Source organism: Vibrio sp. J2-3(2022) (genome assembly GCF_021725735.1).
Lineage (GTDB): Bacteria > Pseudomonadota > Gammaproteobacteria > Enterobacterales > Vibrionaceae > Vibrio > Vibrio diabolicus.
Genome location: NZ_JAKKCK010000005.1, coordinates 223,894 through 238,740, shown reverse-complemented (window position 1 = coordinate 238,740; position 14,847 = coordinate 223,894). Strand labels below are relative to the sequence as shown.

Annotated in this window: 12 protein-coding genes; 4 read left to right on the top strand and 8 right to left on the bottom strand. The window is 44.5% G+C overall.

Annotated features, from left to right (window positions below):
* Positions 1–3 precede the first annotated feature (3 nt).
* From L3V27_RS18305 to L3V27_RS18285, 5 genes are all read right to left on the bottom strand, one after another.
* Positions 4–1,467: a type II and III secretion system protein family protein gene (locus L3V27_RS18305; RefSeq protein WP_006742390.1), complete on the bottom strand. Its 1,464-nt coding sequence runs from the start codon at positions 1,465–1,467 to the stop codon at positions 4–6.
* 7 nt (positions 1,468–1,474) lie between these two features.
* The gene (gene cpaB / locus L3V27_RS18300) at positions 1,475–2,230 is read right to left on the bottom strand and encodes a Flp pilus assembly protein CpaB (RefSeq protein ID WP_006742389.1); all 756 of its coding nucleotides are present in this window, start codon (positions 2,228–2,230) and stop codon (positions 1,475–1,477) included.
* Positions 2,231–2,243: 13 nt separating this feature from the next.
* The gene (locus L3V27_RS18295) at positions 2,244–3,557 is read right to left on the bottom strand and encodes a hypothetical protein (protein ID WP_006742388.1); all 1,314 of its coding nucleotides are present in this window, start codon (positions 3,555–3,557) and stop codon (positions 2,244–2,246) included.
* Between the two features lie 61 nt (positions 3,558–3,618).
* The gene (locus L3V27_RS18290) at positions 3,619–4,107 is read right to left on the bottom strand and encodes an A24 family peptidase (RefSeq protein WP_041852894.1); all 489 of its coding nucleotides are present in this window, start codon (positions 4,105–4,107) and stop codon (positions 3,619–3,621) included.
* The gene (locus L3V27_RS18285) at positions 4,107–4,280 is read right to left on the bottom strand and encodes a hypothetical protein (protein WP_031781043.1); all 174 of its coding nucleotides are present in this window, start codon (positions 4,278–4,280) and stop codon (positions 4,107–4,109) included. The genes L3V27_RS18290 and L3V27_RS18285 overlap by 1 nt, the downstream gene beginning before the upstream one ends.
* Before the next feature lie 330 nt (positions 4,281–4,610).
* Here L3V27_RS18285 and L3V27_RS18280 point away from each other — a divergent pair, with 330 nt between their 5' ends.
* A complete protein-coding gene (locus L3V27_RS18280; RefSeq protein WP_182036650.1) occupies positions 4,611–5,336 on the top strand; it encodes a helix-turn-helix domain-containing protein in 726 nt (241 codons plus the stop codon).
* A gap of 148 nt (positions 5,337–5,484) precedes the next feature.
* A complete protein-coding gene (locus L3V27_RS18275; protein ID WP_012841461.1) occupies positions 5,485–7,176 on the top strand; it encodes an AMP-binding protein in 1,692 nt (563 codons plus the stop codon).
* Between the two features lie 68 nt (positions 7,177–7,244).
* On the opposite strand, the gene L3V27_RS18270 is transcribed toward L3V27_RS18275, so the two are convergent.
* Positions 7,245–7,454 carry a DUF1127 domain-containing protein gene (locus tag L3V27_RS18270; RefSeq protein ID WP_047008935.1) on the bottom strand — a complete coding sequence of 70 codons (210 nt, stop codon included), beginning with the start codon at positions 7,452–7,454 and terminating at the stop codon, positions 7,245–7,247.
* Positions 7,455–7,552: 98 nt separating this feature from the next.
* On the opposite strand from L3V27_RS18270, the gene L3V27_RS18265 reads away from it, so the two are divergent.
* On the top strand, positions 7,553–8,503 hold the full coding sequence (locus L3V27_RS18265) for a LysR substrate-binding domain-containing protein (RefSeq protein WP_065645470.1): 951 nt from the start codon (positions 7,553–7,555) through the stop codon (positions 8,501–8,503).
* Positions 8,504–8,621: 118 nt separating this feature from the next.
* On the opposite strand, the gene fusA is transcribed toward L3V27_RS18265, so the two are convergent.
* Complete coding sequence (fusA, locus tag L3V27_RS18260; protein ID WP_012841459.1) at positions 8,622–10,712, bottom strand: elongation factor G; 2,091 nt, start codon at positions 10,710–10,712, stop codon at positions 8,622–8,624.
* 215 nt (positions 10,713–10,927) lie between these two features.
* The gene (gene radA / locus L3V27_RS18255; RefSeq protein ID WP_012841458.1) at positions 10,928–12,307 is read right to left on the bottom strand and encodes a DNA repair protein RadA; all 1,380 of its coding nucleotides are present in this window, start codon (positions 12,305–12,307) and stop codon (positions 10,928–10,930) included.
* A 136-nt stretch (positions 12,308–12,443) separates the two neighbouring features.
* Here radA and L3V27_RS18250 point away from each other — a divergent pair, with 136 nt between their 5' ends.
* Positions 12,444–14,792, top strand: a complete 2,349-nt coding sequence (locus L3V27_RS18250; protein ID WP_237312462.1) for a PilZ domain-containing protein — start codon at positions 12,444–12,446, stop codon at positions 14,790–14,792.
* The last annotated feature ends 55 nt before the right edge of the window (positions 14,793–14,847 follow it).

Sequence of the window (14,847 nt, the reverse complement as noted above, 5' to 3'; positions counted from 1 at the left end):
CACTTATAGACTGTGCCCAAACTTGCCCTCAGAGCCACCTTCTGACGAACCGTATTGAATAAAGTTGTTGTTAGTATCTTCTTCGCTGATGTCGTTTAGCTGGTATCTATCGAAATCCAACTCAGCACCTTTACCAAGCAAATAGAACTCCACATCGTTCGGAGCCACAAAGCCATCCGTTGGCAGTGTGATTCGACGTCGATCGATTGGGGTTGCTAATCGAGGGGTGACCAGAATGACAAGTTCTGTTTCCCCTGAGGTAAACTCTTCACTCTTGAACAAGCGCCCCAAAACAGGTAAATCACTCGCTCCAGGTATGCCATCCGCGACATTACGTGCGTTTTCACTCAATAAGCCTGCAATACCAATGGTTTGGCCATCAGCCAGCTCAATCGTGGTGCCAGCACTTCGTTTGGTGATTGGCGGAATAAAGAACGTGGCATTCACTTCGTTTGGATTAAACGTCAGCACACCTGAGTTGGAGATTTCACTCACATTGACGTTCAATTTGAGGTTGATTCTCTTATCACTCAAAATAAACGGAACGAAGTCGAGTTGAACACCGTACTCTTTATAATCGATGGTAATACCATCTTCATTTGGTACTGGAATTGGGAATTCACCACCAGCGACAAACTCGGCTTGCGTACCACTTAATGCGGTAAGGCTAGGCTCTGCCAACACTTTCGCCACACCATTTTGTTTCGCCACATCAAGTGCGAAGGTAAACAAGGTATTGCTGTCGATAAACGACCCAAGAAAACCGAAATCTTCGACTGTTGGGACGTTCAAAATCGGTCCAATACCATCAATACCGCCACCAGCAGTCGTACCACCCCAGGTAAAGTCTCCACTTCTTTGAAAAAAGTGGAAGTTTGAATCAAAACGTCTTACCAGTGTGCGCTGCACTTCAGCAACGGTCACTTCTAGCGTCACCTGTTGAGCCCCGCCAATAGAAAGTAGATTGATCACCATGCTGTCATCATCTTTAGAGCTGTCATCTTCTTCATCTGCCGCTTCACCCAAAGCGAAGGTTTCAGCAATTTTAACCGCAGTGTCCATGTTTTGCTGACTGCTGACCAAGCCTCTAAGTACCACTTTTTCTTGCGCACTGTGCACTTCGATATTTTCATCCGGCAAGAACTGATAAAGCTTTGATTTAAGCGTGTTTAGATCATGCGTGACTTCCACGTTAAACTGCTCAATTAACCGGCCTCGGCGATCCCACACCGACACATTCGTGGTACCTAACTTCTTACCAATAAGAAACAGCTCGTTCGATCTGAGCACTAAAATATCCAAGACTTCTGGATCCCCTAACGTCACTTTCTTCGCTTGGCCGGATATCATCAATTGGGTTGATTGGTGATGCGCAACGGTCACGACTTTTCCTGACTGCACCGTGGCTGCGTTAACAGACAAGCTGACAAAAAGTAACTGGCTAACGAGTAATATTATTGTTTTCATAATTCACCTAATTGCTGACTCGGACACTGGATGCCTGAGATCCCTTAATAATGGTCACACTAGGTCGTGGCGTGTATTTTCTTGCTACAACAGGTTTATCCACTTCATGAGGGTTGCGTAGAGCAAGTTGAATGTCGCCTTTGCTGTTCGCCGATAGGAGCTTTTCAGCCTCTTTCGGTGTTACTTCTAAAGTCACCGCACGCACAATAACGGGTTTGTTATCATTGGTTTTGGCTGTTTGGTCGACCGCAAGAACGTTGATGTTTTTAAGCACCGTTTTTGTTGTGGCATTTTTACCTTGTCCATAACTCACGGTATTCAATACATCGACCTTATTGCCCGGTAACAAGAACCCAGCCACACCGATAACGTCATTGACACGAATGGTGATTGCTCGTTTGTTTTCAGGAATTAAAGCAGCAAGTGTCGCGCCCTCACCGGGCAATGCAAGACGATTCGAGTTAACCAGCTCGCCCGCATAAATGGTATTGGCAACAATTCTTCCCAATGCCTGTTCTTGTACTTTTAGCGTTTCATCGTCTATCCAATCCACTTCCATGAGCTTAGTAGACAAATGTTTCTCAGATAGAATGGTCCCTGGCTCTAGTTCCATGGCGGCAACTAAAACTGGGTGTCTTTCGACCTCTTCTAACTCGACAGTTGGTTGGTTTCTGCCATCCATCCATTGTTTAGCTATCAAAACGGCGGCAAGGCCGAAAACAATGGAGAGCAACAGCAACATGATGACTTGAGTCCGACTCATAATTTAGATCTCCCTATTCATCCACTGTGAAGTACAGTCCCCAGGCACGGGTTAAAATGTCTGATGAGACGACCTTCTCTTTCCCTTCGAACACCAAAATATCGCGGCTAATACCGAGTAAGTCTTTTGGTAAACAAGGGTAGTTGGCGACATCATTGTCGCGATGTAACTGACTTAACGTATCGAAAAACTCAGGCACAAGCGTCATTTGGTAATCTTTAGCAAGCGAAACCCAAAGCGCTTGATAATCTGTCAAACCAAGCGGTGTAAACTCGATCTTGTAGCCCAAACGACGTAAAAAAGCGGGGTCTGCAATTTTGCTTGGTGCAAAGTTGGAGGAGAATGCCAGAGTGAGCATAAACGGCACCGTGACTTGTTGACCATTTGGCAAAGCTAGGTGGTCAAATAAGTACTCCATTGGAACGATCCATCTGTTTAGCAGGGCATCAACAGGCATTGACTGACGACCAAGGTCATCAATTACCAAGATTCCGTTGTTAGCCATCATTTGCAGTGGCGCAATCCATACACGATTATGCTCGCTGTGGTTTACCTCAAGCATATCCAATGTCAGCTCACCGCCCACTTGAATGTTTGGTCTTTCACAAAGAACCCAGCGTTTGTCGTAATGCGTTTCCAACTTGACGAAAACCTGAGAATGGGAGTTGTCTAAACGACGGTGATGATGCTCTGAGAACACTTTGATGATGTTGCCATCGGCATATACGGCATAAGGAATGAATACCGAAGTGTTCATTGCATTGAGCACTCTTGATGCGACGTAGCTTTTACCGGTACCCGCATGACCATACAGCAACAAAGCGCGCCCCGAGTTAATGGCTGGTCCTAAAACGGGTATCAAATGATCCGAACCAAACACGTCAGACAGCGCTCGCTCAACATCATTGCGATTAATAGGATGCTTGCGAAGATCTTGTCCCTCAACAACCGTCCAATATTCTTCCAAAGAAACGGGAACAGGACCGATATACGGATCTTTTCTATACGCAATGTCTGCTTCTGCAAGCCCAAGCTCAGTTAAACTGTAGCGTACGTTGGAATACGATGTACTCAACTTGTCTGATGCTGGCTGATAAACTTCTACCCAACTTCGCTTTCTTAACTGCGCCAAAGCAAGCTCGACAATATTCGAAACAATACAAAGCCGTTGCGTTAATTCGATTAAGTCACATTTGGGATAGGCAGACAGATGTTTCAACACTAGGTTTTCAACAACTGAAGACGGCACGCCAAGACCCTCGACAGACGAAGGCACCTTTGGTGGATTTATTTGTGGCACGAGTTTTTCCCAATACACAGAGCCCATCACACTTCCCCTCTTGAAGTTGCCTAGTCAACTGATGCTGCATGCCATTTTTTATTATTATTTAATGGGTGTAGGAGAAATAAGCTAATCCAATTACGATTATCGGCGCGAAAGGAATGACTAACGGCTTATTAGACCTAAAGCCTGGTGTTACTTTTTCTAAGCAATACCCTTTTATCTGGTGTGATAGAGCAACACTAGTCGATGACACGTGTAACATTAGATAAAAAATGCCCACGATGCCTCCAGCAAGTATTATTCCAGTAGACGCTTCCCCAAGGTTACTCAGACCCAGCCATGCCCCTATGACGGCGAGTAACTTAACGTCTCCTCCAGCCATTACTTTGAACAGATACAGCGCGAAACACACTGCAAACGCAACCAACCCACCATATAAATGATCCAAGCCACTTGTTGCTGGGTTGTAAATTACGTTTGCAGTAACAGCAACCAAAAGCATAAGCACCGCTTTGTTTGGTATTCTGTGTTTCTGAGCGTCTGATACTCCAATCGCAATAAGCAATGACCAAATAACTAACTCGCTAACCATTACGAGCTGCTGATACGACCAGCTACTGAAGTAAACTTGTTAGACAAAGTCGTCCAGAAGCCTGAAGTCAAGAACGCTGTAACAATTAATGCCGCACCTAGAATGTACTCTAAAAGTGTTAGCCCCTCTTCATCTTCCATGAAGTCCTTGATTAGATTGCGAAAGTTATCCATATGATTATCCCCTTTAACGTATCTCGCTATTAATGATACAGGTCTCATGTGCACCTGAATCATGCTTAAACATTAGTCACCGAGAATTAGGGGGGTTAGGACTTTTTTGCCAAAGGTTGGTACTTTCTTGCCTACCTGCGCTTCAGAATCAAAATGTATCAATAACGAGACACATCGCCACCAACTATGTGACACCTTTCACACTTGCAGTATGACTATATAAGCCTAAGCTTAATAAACGAAAGGGTGAGGTCTGAAGCTCAAGGAATGAGGCTCGACTGACCTCAATACATACTAACGTTGGTGTAGTACGTACTGAGCAGGATTCATATGGATAGACTGACCAAAGCTTATTGGATTGGAGAGACTCTTTGCTCGCTGCCGGAATCACTTCGCTGTGAGTTTGATAAGAGCTTTGAGATTATGGACTGTAGCAAAGATATCTCTGTGCTTAGCGATAAAGAACACAGCTATTTCTTCTACTACATGACTTGCGATCATCGAGAGCACCTGAAAGGCGTCATCACGCTCTGTGAAAATCTCGACAAAAAACTGATCGTTATACATCCAACCGGTATCGAGCCTCACTTACCGCCAAAGCATATTTGTGCGGAATATTATACGTTGAATGAAATCACCCTCCCGATTTGGCTATCACAGATAAAATTGAAATACTTTTTGCATAGCAAGGTCGACGAAGAACAAATTTCGGTCGATAAACTCTTTTCTCGAAGCGGAAAATCGAATTTTTCTGACGTGGTTCATTACATCGCCAATAATGTCCATAAAGACCTAAGGGAAGAGGAAGCTGCTGCGCTTTGTCACTACTCACCGAACTACTTTTCCAAAGTATTTCATCGCAAAGTTGGTATGTGCTTTCGTGATTATGTCACTGCGAAACGCATTTCATTAGCAAAGAAAATGCTCGTTGAAAATGAATCCATGAAAATTGCCTATATTGCTTATCAATGTGGATACCGAGATGTCTCTTACTTTTCTCGAATTTTTAAGAAAAAAACAGGCCTGTCCCCAGCGAATTATCGGCAACAGTTTTAGGCGCTATTAGTACCAACTTTAGGGGTAACTAACGCTATCCTCCCCACATATTTCATCAAAATGCATTCCCGTGTCGTTATTTAACATGCTAAAGTTAACAATGCGTTAACAATTATAAATACAACGAGAAGACATGGAGTCACTAAAAATGAATCAGCCGAATCTAAACAGCGCTGCTGGTTGCGCTCTCCCACCACCAAATGAAATGATTCTCAAATGGGCTCAAGAGCGCCCAAATGAGGTCTACCTAAAGCAAATTATTAACCGACAATTTGTTGAATACACGTTCGCTGATGTTGCCGATCAAGCCTTAAAACTCGTCAGTGCACTACGCAACCTCGGAGTACAGCCTGGCGACAAAGTGGCGTTAGTGTCTAAAAACTGTGCAGAGTGGTTTATTTGCGATCTTGCGATGATGCTTGGCGATTATGTCAGTGTGCCAATCTTTCCTACCGCGGGCGCGGACACCATCGAATACTGTGTGACTCATAGTGAGAGTAAAGCGCTCATTGGCGGAAAACTCGATGATCCTAAAGCAACCCAGCAAGTCATTGATGCAATGCCGGAGCTCATTAGTATCGCGCTCCCCTACGATACCGCGCCAAAATGTCAGTATGAATACCAAGCACTCATTGCCGATGCAATGCCAAGTGAAGAGCGTCCACAGCACTACGACGATAAGCTAATGTCTTTGGTGTATACCTCTGGTACGTCAGGATTACCGAAAGGTGCTATGCTGACCTACGGAGCGTTTAACTGGTCAGTACAACAACTGATAAACCATATCGGTATTCAAGAAAATGATCGTCTATTTTCTTACTTACCTTTGGCTCATATTACAGAGCGCGTCTACATTTTTGGCTCATCCATCATGGGTGGTGTACCAACAGCATTTCCAGAATCATTGGATACCTTTATCGAAGATGTAAAAATGCACCGCCCGACTCTGTTTATCTCAGTCCCGCGATTATGGACGCTATTCCAACAACGTATTCAAGACAAACTTCCACAGAAGAAGCTCAACATTCTATTGAAAATCCCATTCGTCAATTCTCTGATCAAGAAAAAGCTCGCAGAAGGATTGGGGTTGGATCAGGCTCGAGTATTAGGCTGTGGCTCTGCCCCGGTATCACCAGCACTGCTGGAATGGTACCACTCTGTAGGACTCAATATTACTGAAGCTTGGGGCATGACAGAATCATTTGCTTATAGCACGCTCAACTACCCATTTAGAGCTGACAAAATTGGTAGTGTCGGTAATGCTGGACCAGGTATTGAGTTAAAAATCGCTGACGATGATGAAATCATGGTGCGTGGCAAAGGGCTATTTTCTGGCTACTACAAAAATGACATTGCCACCCAAGAGTCTTTTGATTCAGAGGGCTGGCTACACACAGGCGATATCGGCTCTATCGACTCAGATGGTTACCTAACCATTCAAGGCCGTAAAAAAGATAACTTTAAAACCGCCAAAGGTAAGTTTGTCTCTCCAGTTCCTATCGAGAAAAAACTTTTCGAATACAGTCGCGTAGAGATGATGTGTCTAATCGGTTTAGGGCTACCAGCCCCGATTCTTTTGGTTGTGCCACATGATTTTCCTAACTTTGATCGAGAGCGGTACGCACGAACCACCCGCAAAGTCATTGCAAAAATGAATCAAGAACTCGCCTCTCATGAGCAAATCAAAGGCGTATTAATGATTAAAGAGCCTTGGAGCATTGAAAATGGCGTATTGACGCCAACACTCAAAATTAAACGTCATGTGCTTGAGCAAAAGTATCATGAAATTGGTCACAACTGGCCGAAAGGTGAATTGGTTGTGTGGGAAGAAGACTTATAGCCTTGTCTGCACTCCTCAATATCATTGGGGAGTGCAGTTTAATTCTGAGCTTGAATCAAACTCATAAACTACTCTCTCCAAAACGGCTTCCTCACTTCACTATTAATCTCCTTTTCATCTAATCCTATATCGTCCCAAAGATGTTCTGGTAACTCTCTCAAGTGACGACGTGTCTTGTAGTTTCTTCTCCAACTAGCAAGTTTAGAATAAATTAACTGTAATCCGGTCTGATGGTCAGCTGATAAAGTGCGCTCACAAGTGTGTGTCATGTTTTCCATGTAACCAACTCCTATAACAATGTTGACCACTTAATAATCAGCGACTACGCTGATATCCTCAAACGATAGAATCTGCCATTGAGTTAAGGAAAACTAATGTGAAAGATCGAATGCCTCCTTTACAGGGCTTGTATTACTTCTTCGTTGCAGCAAAGGAAGGTAGCTTTAAAACAGCGGCAAAAGAATTGTTTGTTACGCCAGCTGCCATCAGTCAGCAAATTCGTCATCTTGAAGAGTTTTTAGGAACGGACTTATTTGTTCGCCAGCACAGAAAAATAGTGCTCACACCTGAGGGAGAGCTGCTGTTTACTCAGGCAGAAAGAGGGTTTGCTCATTTGCAGCAAGGGGTGAGATTGGTTAATCAAGATCCTAATCCTAACCACCTTTCAATATCAACACTCCCCTCTTTCGCTCACCATTGGTTAGTCCCGAAAATTACAGCTTTTCGTCAGCGTCACCCTGATATCGCCTTACTATTAGAACCAACCAATGATTTGGTGTCTTTTCAAGATAGTCAGATCGATTTGTGTGTCCGTTACGGTTTAGGAAAATACCCTAATTTAGAATCACAATGGCTAATGGATGAAGCTTTTTATCCTGCCTGTCACCCGGTATATCAGAAAGAGCACGGCATTTATCGCATTGAAGATTTAAGCAAAGCAGAGCTCATCGAAGACGTTTGGCCAGATCTGGACTGGAACATGTGGTTAGCGAGACTTGGTCATTCAGCGGCAAAGCCTGCTTTAAAATACAGTGGCTCACACTTAGTGTTAGAAGCCGCGTTATCACTACAAGGCGTAGCGCTCGTCAAACACAGTTTAGCTCATCAATATTTCCGTTCAGGCAAACTGGTCCGAATTGGTGATATAGCCATTAAACCCAAATTTGCGTATTACCTGTGCGCTCCAAAAGGCTACTTAAAGCGACCTAAAGCCCAATTGTTTGCACAATGGTTGAGAGAAGAAATAGAAACATTTGAAAAGTCAGTGATACCAGATTTTAAAACCATCGACCTCAATGTTAGTAATACTGGCTCAGCTTCAGAATAGTCGGTAAACAATACCAAAGGCGTATATCAGCGAAACAAAAACGCGCTGTGTGTAAGCGGTTAGATACAAAAAGCCCCACACTAGGCGGGGCTTTCAAGTTATAGAGTTAACTTAAGAATTACTTCTTAGCGTTACGCTCTTTAACGTCAGCAATTACTTGCTCAGCAACGTTTGCTGGACATGGTGCGTAGTGTGAGAACTCCATAGAGAACTGACCACGACCAGAAGTCATTGTACGTAGAGTACCGATGTAACCAAACATTTCTGATAGAGGTACATCACCCTTGATACGTACGCCAGTAGACGCAGCTTGTTGGTCTTTGATCATACCACGACGACGGTTAAGGTCACCGATTACGTCACCAACGTGATCTTCTGGAGTGAACACGTCAACTTTCATGATTGGTTCAAGAAGTTGCGCGCCAGCTTTAGGCATAGACTGACGGAATGCGCCTTTAGCAGCGATTTCGTAAGCGATTGCTGAAGAGTCAACTGCGTGGAAACCACCGTCGAATAGTTCAACTTCAACGTCTAGAGTAGGGAAGCCAGCTAGAACACCGTGCTCCATCATTGACGCAAAGCCTTTCTCAACTGCAGGCCAGAATTCTTTAGGTACGTTACCACCAACAACTGTTGACTTGAACGTGAAGCCAGAGTTTGGCTCACCTGGTTTGATGCGGTAATCGATCTTACCGAACTGACCAGAACCACCAGACTGTTTCTTGTGCGTGTAGCTGTCTTCGATTGCTTGAGTGATAGTTTCACGGTAAGCAACCTGTGGAGCACCAACTTCTAGCTCAACGCCGTAAGTACGCTTAAGGATATCTACCTTGATGTCTAGGTGAAGCTCACCCATACCTTTCAGGATAGTTTCGCCTGAATCTTCATCAGTCTCAACTTGGAATGATGGATCTTCTGCAACCATTTTACCGATCGCGATACCCATCTTCTCAGAACCGCCTTTATCTTTAGGCTTAACTGCGATAGAGATTACTGGATCTGGGAAGATCATTGGCTCAAGAGTACATTCGTGCTTAGGATCACATAGAGTGTGACCAGTTTGAACGTTCTTCATACCAACTACAGCGATGATGTCACCAGCTTGTGCTGAATCGATCTCGTTACGCTCGTCTGCGTGCATCTCAACCATACGGCCGATACGCTCTGTTTTACCAGTTGCAGAGTTAAGTACTGTGTCACCTTTCTTCATCTTACCAGAGTAGATGCGGATAAAGGTTAGAGCACCAAAACGGTCGTCCATGATCTTAAATGCAAGCGCACGTAGTGGCTCGTCTGCAGATACAGTCGCAACTTCACCAGTTGGCTCACCAGTCTCTGAATCAGTTAGAGGCTGTGGATCAACTTCTGTTGGAGATGGTAGGTAATCAATTACCGCGTCAAGAATAAGTTGGATACCTTTGTTCTTGTACGCTGAACCACAGTAAGTTGGGAAGAATGCTAGATCACGAGTACCTTTACGGATACAACGTTTGATGTCTTCTAGAGATGGCTCTTCGCCTTCTTCTAGGTAAGCCATCATTAGATCTTCGTCTTGCTCTAGAGCAGTTTCGATTAGCATTTCACGGTATTCAGCAGCTTTTTCTACCATGTCTGCTGGAATATCTTGAACTTCGTAGTTCTCTGGCTGGCCAGACTCATCCCATACGTAAGCTTGTTGGCTTAGTACGTCTACAACACCTACGAAATCTTCTTCGATACCGATAGGTAGAGTCATAACTAGAGGTGTAGCACCTAGTACGTTTTGTACTTGATCTACAACTTTGTAGAAATCTGCGCCCATACGGTCTAGTTTGTTAACGAAGATCAGACGTGATACGTGTGATTCGTCAGCGTAACGCCAGTTAGTTTCTGACTGAGGCTCAACACCACCAGAACCACAGAATACACCGATACCACCGTCAAGTACTTTTAGAGAACGGTAAACTTCGATAGTGAAGTCAACGTGTCCAGGAGTATCGATGATGTTTAGACGGTGATCGTTCCAGAAACAAGTTGTTGCTGCAGACTGGATTGTGATACCACGTTCAGCTTCCTGCTCCATGAAGTCAGTTGTAGTTGAACCGTCGTGTGTATCACCGATCTTATGGATCTTACCAGTTAGCTTTAGGATACGCTCTGTAGAGGTAGTTTTACCCGCGTCTACGTGAGCAAAAATACCAATGTTTCTGTATTTTGATAAATCAGTCATTGTCTTACTCTGTTAATAAGGTATAAAGTGCGCGCAGAGTATATCACATTCTGTCAATACTGATACCCTTGCGTGCGGATGGAAGAAAAAAAATTTTAACGTGAAATTTCCGTCCCCAAAGCATAGTCAAACACAGCAATTTATGTACTTTATTCGCATTTTATTGAGGACGGATAGAACAGTTTGTGATTACACAAATACCATTCTTATGAGCATTACAGCTCGTCAAAAGCCTCTATAGCTTCCGACAATTTCTTAACGCCGTGAATTTGCATGCCAGGAATGCCGCCTTTCGGCATGTTGGCTGCAGGCACAATGGCTTTCTTGAAACCATGTTTGAACGCTTCATTCAAACGTTCTTGCCCACTTGGCACAGGACGGATTTCGCCTGCAAGCCCGACCTCACCAAAAATAACCACATCTTTGGGAAGTGGACGGTCACGAAAACTCGATAAAAGCGCCATAACTAACGCAAGATCGGCACTCGTCTCCGTCACCTTAACACCGCCAACCACATTAACAAAGACATCTTGGTCTGCCATTTGTAAGCCACCATGCTTATGCAACACAGCGAGCAAAAGTGATAAGCGGTTCTGCTCCAAACCGACCGCAACACGGCGAGGGTTTGCCAATTGCGAGTAATCCACCAACGCTTGAATCTCTACTAATAGAGGACGCGTACCTTCCCAAACCACCATAACAGAAGAACCAGATGTTTCTTCTTCACCACGAGAAAGGAAAATCGCGGATGGGTTACTCACTTCTTTCAACCCTTGGCCTGTCATTGCAAAAACACCGAGCTCATTCACAGCGCCAAAGCGGTTTTTATGACTACGCAATGTGCGAAAGCGGCTATCAGTACCACCATCAAGCAGCACTGAACAGTCTATAATGTGCTCAAGAACTTTAGGGCCCGCAAGGGTACCATCTTTTGTTACGTGACCAACAATAAATACCGCGACGTTATTCTGTTTTGCGTATCGTGTCAGAGCTGTCGCAGATTCACGTACTTGAGCAACACTGCCCGGTGACGATTGAACATCTGAAACGTGCATTACCTGAATCGAGTCAATCACCATAATGCGAGGTTGCTCTTTTTCGGCAATTTGGCAAATTTTGTCGACGTTCGTTTCCGATAGCATTTTTAAATGATCTTTCGGCAAGCCTAGTCGAGAAGCACGCATCGCCACCTGCTGCAACGATTCTTCACCTGTTACATAGAGCGTTGGCATTTGCGCAGACAAACTACACATGGTTTGCAGCAGCAAGGTGGATTTACCCGCGCCAGGGTTACCACCAATCAAAATAGCGGCGCCGGGTACAACGCCCCCACCTAATACGCGGTCAAGTTCTTTAAACCCACTGGTGAAGCGTGGCACTTCCTGCAGATCAATTTCGGATAACGTTTGAACTGTAGCTTCTGTTGCGGAGCCCGCGTAGCCGGATAAACGTTCATTACGAGCAACCGTTGGCGATGCAGCGATACGGACTTCTGTTATCGTATTCCACGAACCACATGCGTTACACTGCCCCTGCCAACGGGGAAAATCCGCGCCACAATCATTACAAACATACGCTCGTTTTGCTTTCGCCATGATGCCTCGATTTTTTCTACAAATGTGACTAAGCACAGCCAAGTCAGACCTTAACTGAAATGAACTATTGATATACTTAAGTTTTACTTCGCTTAGCCGATACAATTTAAAGTAACGACATACTCTAACAGAAATAATGCAGCAATCTGAAATTCTCTCGATCGCAGAACGACTCATTCCCGTTTACGGTTCGGATGACTTTGACTTTGTCCTTGGCCAATTGACCGAGGAAGAGCCGCCTTCGGCCAAAATCTTAGTGAAAATGGAACTTAACCGCTTGATGGCTCCGTGCAAAAAAAGCATCGATCTGCGCGGTCGCGTCCAAGGTGAATGTCGCGAGTATATTTTGGATGGTATTCCACATTGGTTAGATGACGTTGCTTTCAACGCTTACCATAAAAACATCAAAAAGTTTGGCGGCTACACTGAGGGAATGTGGGAAGCTTTGGTCAACACGCGGAATAACTTTCGCGTAATGAGCAAACGTCTTACTCAACAAAAAACGCAATCGTTAACGGATCCTAAAAGCCCTTTCTTAGCGGAGCCTGTTCACCTCGGCTATGACTTAAAGCGCCAAGAAAAGCGCTTGAAAGTCCAATCTCAAGTCGAGATTTGCCGCTCTAAAGGGCAACTTCTGCATGGGTTAAGCATTGACTTATCCTGCTCTGGCGCAAAGTTCAAAGTCCCAAGTGCGTTTAAATATAACCTTGGGGAGATTATTCAGGTCACGTTTACTGAATTTGCCAGCAAATCTCAGGTTGCCGGAATAGAGAAACCGCTGGCGTACCGCATACTTGCGGTTGATGACTGTTACGAGAATGACTCAGTTCGATACCTCAGAACCATACGTTTAACTGAAACCAATGTCGTTACTCGAGTGATCGATGAAGCGCTCAACAGCGCAGCGAAAAGAGCTCGTCACGATAATCAAGATAAGATCATTCGAGCTCGAACTCGTGGTTATGAGCACATCGCGCTTAAGCACACCAGCAGCTTACCTCTATTCTTTGATGGCAGTGAGCTGAAACTCGCTATGTTGACGCCAAACAATCAAAAGCTTTGGCAGTACTGGCATGATGAAAGGAACCAGCAAATGTTTGGATCCTTATTTAATGAGAAGCGAGTCGCGTCACTCATTAAACCTGGCGTTAAAGGCACCACAAACGTCCTTTATTCATTTACTCACGAGCACGAAAACCGAACCTATTTCTATTCGATGCTTCGTCCTGAGGCCACTCGTGAACAACGCCAGCTATTTTGGCATTTAGGTGCTAAACGTGAAAGTTGGCGCGCGTTTAGAATTTCGATATTTGAACTGTCAGAGCAAGAACAGGAAGACTTAGCCGCTTTCTCTCCGGAGTTGGCTGAAACGTCCCAATCATTGACTCATATTGGCATCTTGCAAGAAATTGCTGACGAAAAATCAGGGCAGGATTATCTGCTCACTGAAAAGCCGCGCTTACCCGCGAATACGTTAAATGCATTTCGCCATCCGAGAAGAATTATAGGCAACCCGAAAGGCATTTATTTTGATGCCAAGTCTCGTCGTAAAGAGCCACGTTACCGATTTAAGACCCCAATAGAACTATGTTCTGGGCCCGTCACAGCGAGCGGCAGCACCGTCGATATTTCAAAGCGAGGGCTCGGCATTAAACTGGACGAACCTACTATGTTGCGCTCTGGGCAAGAGGTTCAGATCAACTTCCGAGAGTTACAACTCTACGACAAAAAGCTGCCTTTAACGTCGGTGCCATACCGGGTAATTCGTGTTAGTCCAGATGGCTGTAGCGTACAGCTAGTTATTGATGAAAGCAGCCACACCATTAAAGTGATCGCCTTTTTCAACAGCATTATCGAGCACAATCAAGATAAGTTGATCCCGCAAAAAGAAATGCTACCGAGTAATGCGTTACTTGAAAGACTGCACAGCATGTTGCTCTCTCGAACTCTGAGCACACCCATTTTTATCAGTAAAACAGCGTCGTCTTCAATCAAAACCCCCGTTATTGGGGTGAATTTGCCGCTACCTAAGCACATTGAGCTTTTTGCACGCCTTGGGCACGATCAATTGTTGTCACTTGAACCTATCTTTAAAGGTCGAACAAGCACATTAATCGCAGAGCCGATAAAGCGTGTAGAGGGAGCTCAAGCAAGGCATCAGGATATCTACATTAGCGCAGCCAAAGTCGGCAATAAAATTACAGGCATTGAGTCTAAGCTTCATCAAGAGTTCAACAGCGTAAAAGAACGGATTCAATTTATAAAGAAAGCGCGAATGATGGGTGACTTCTACGTAATTCGCTTATCTACAGCCCCAATTTTCGATCCGATGACATCGTTGCTGCAACAAGATTTAAGTGACTTAACCCAATTTGGTGTACATCAAGCGAGCAAATTAGAAAAGGAGCTGACCGCTTTGGTCGGTTACAGTGAGTTTGAAGACATTACGGAAGAGGTTGTAATTAGATTGGAGTTAACCGAGTAAATTTAGAGCCATACTAAGTCAACGAAAAACACCGCCAGAAAGGCGGTGTTTTTGA

Bases quoted from the DNA above. Each gene is read 5' to 3' on its own strand.
- L3V27_RS18305 (WP_006742390.1), bottom strand. From the start codon at position 1,467: ATGAAAACAATAATATTACTCGTTAGCCAGTTACTTTTTGTCAGCTTG.
- cpaB (WP_006742389.1), bottom strand. From the start codon at position 2,230: ATGAGTCGGACTCAAGTCATCATGTTGCTGTTGCTCTCCATTGTTTTC.
- L3V27_RS18295 (WP_006742388.1), bottom strand. From the start codon at position 3,557: ATGGGCTCTGTGTATTGGGAAAAACTCGTGCCACAAATAAATCCACCA.
- L3V27_RS18290 (WP_041852894.1), bottom strand. From the start codon at position 4,107: ATGGTTAGCGAGTTAGTTATTTGGTCATTGCTTATTGCGATTGGAGTA.
- L3V27_RS18285 (WP_031781043.1), bottom strand. From the start codon at position 4,280: ATGGATAACTTTCGCAATCTAATCAAGGACTTCATGGAAGATGAAGAG.
- L3V27_RS18280 (WP_182036650.1), top strand. From the start codon at position 4,611: ATGGATAGACTGACCAAAGCTTATTGGATTGGAGAGACTCTTTGCTCG.
- L3V27_RS18275 (WP_012841461.1), top strand. From the start codon at position 5,485: ATGAATCAGCCGAATCTAAACAGCGCTGCTGGTTGCGCTCTCCCACCA.
- L3V27_RS18270 (WP_047008935.1), bottom strand. From the start codon at position 7,454: ATGGAAAACATGACACACACTTGTGAGCGCACTTTATCAGCTGACCAT.
- fusA (WP_012841459.1), bottom strand. From the start codon at position 10,712: ATGACTGATTTATCAAAATACAGAAACATTGGTATTTTTGCTCACGTA.
- radA (WP_012841458.1), bottom strand. From the start codon at position 12,307: ATGGCGAAAGCAAAACGAGCGTATGTTTGTAATGATTGTGGCGCGGAT.
- L3V27_RS18250 (WP_237312462.1), top strand. From the start codon at position 12,444: ATGCAGCAATCTGAAATTCTCTCGATCGCAGAACGACTCATTCCCGTT.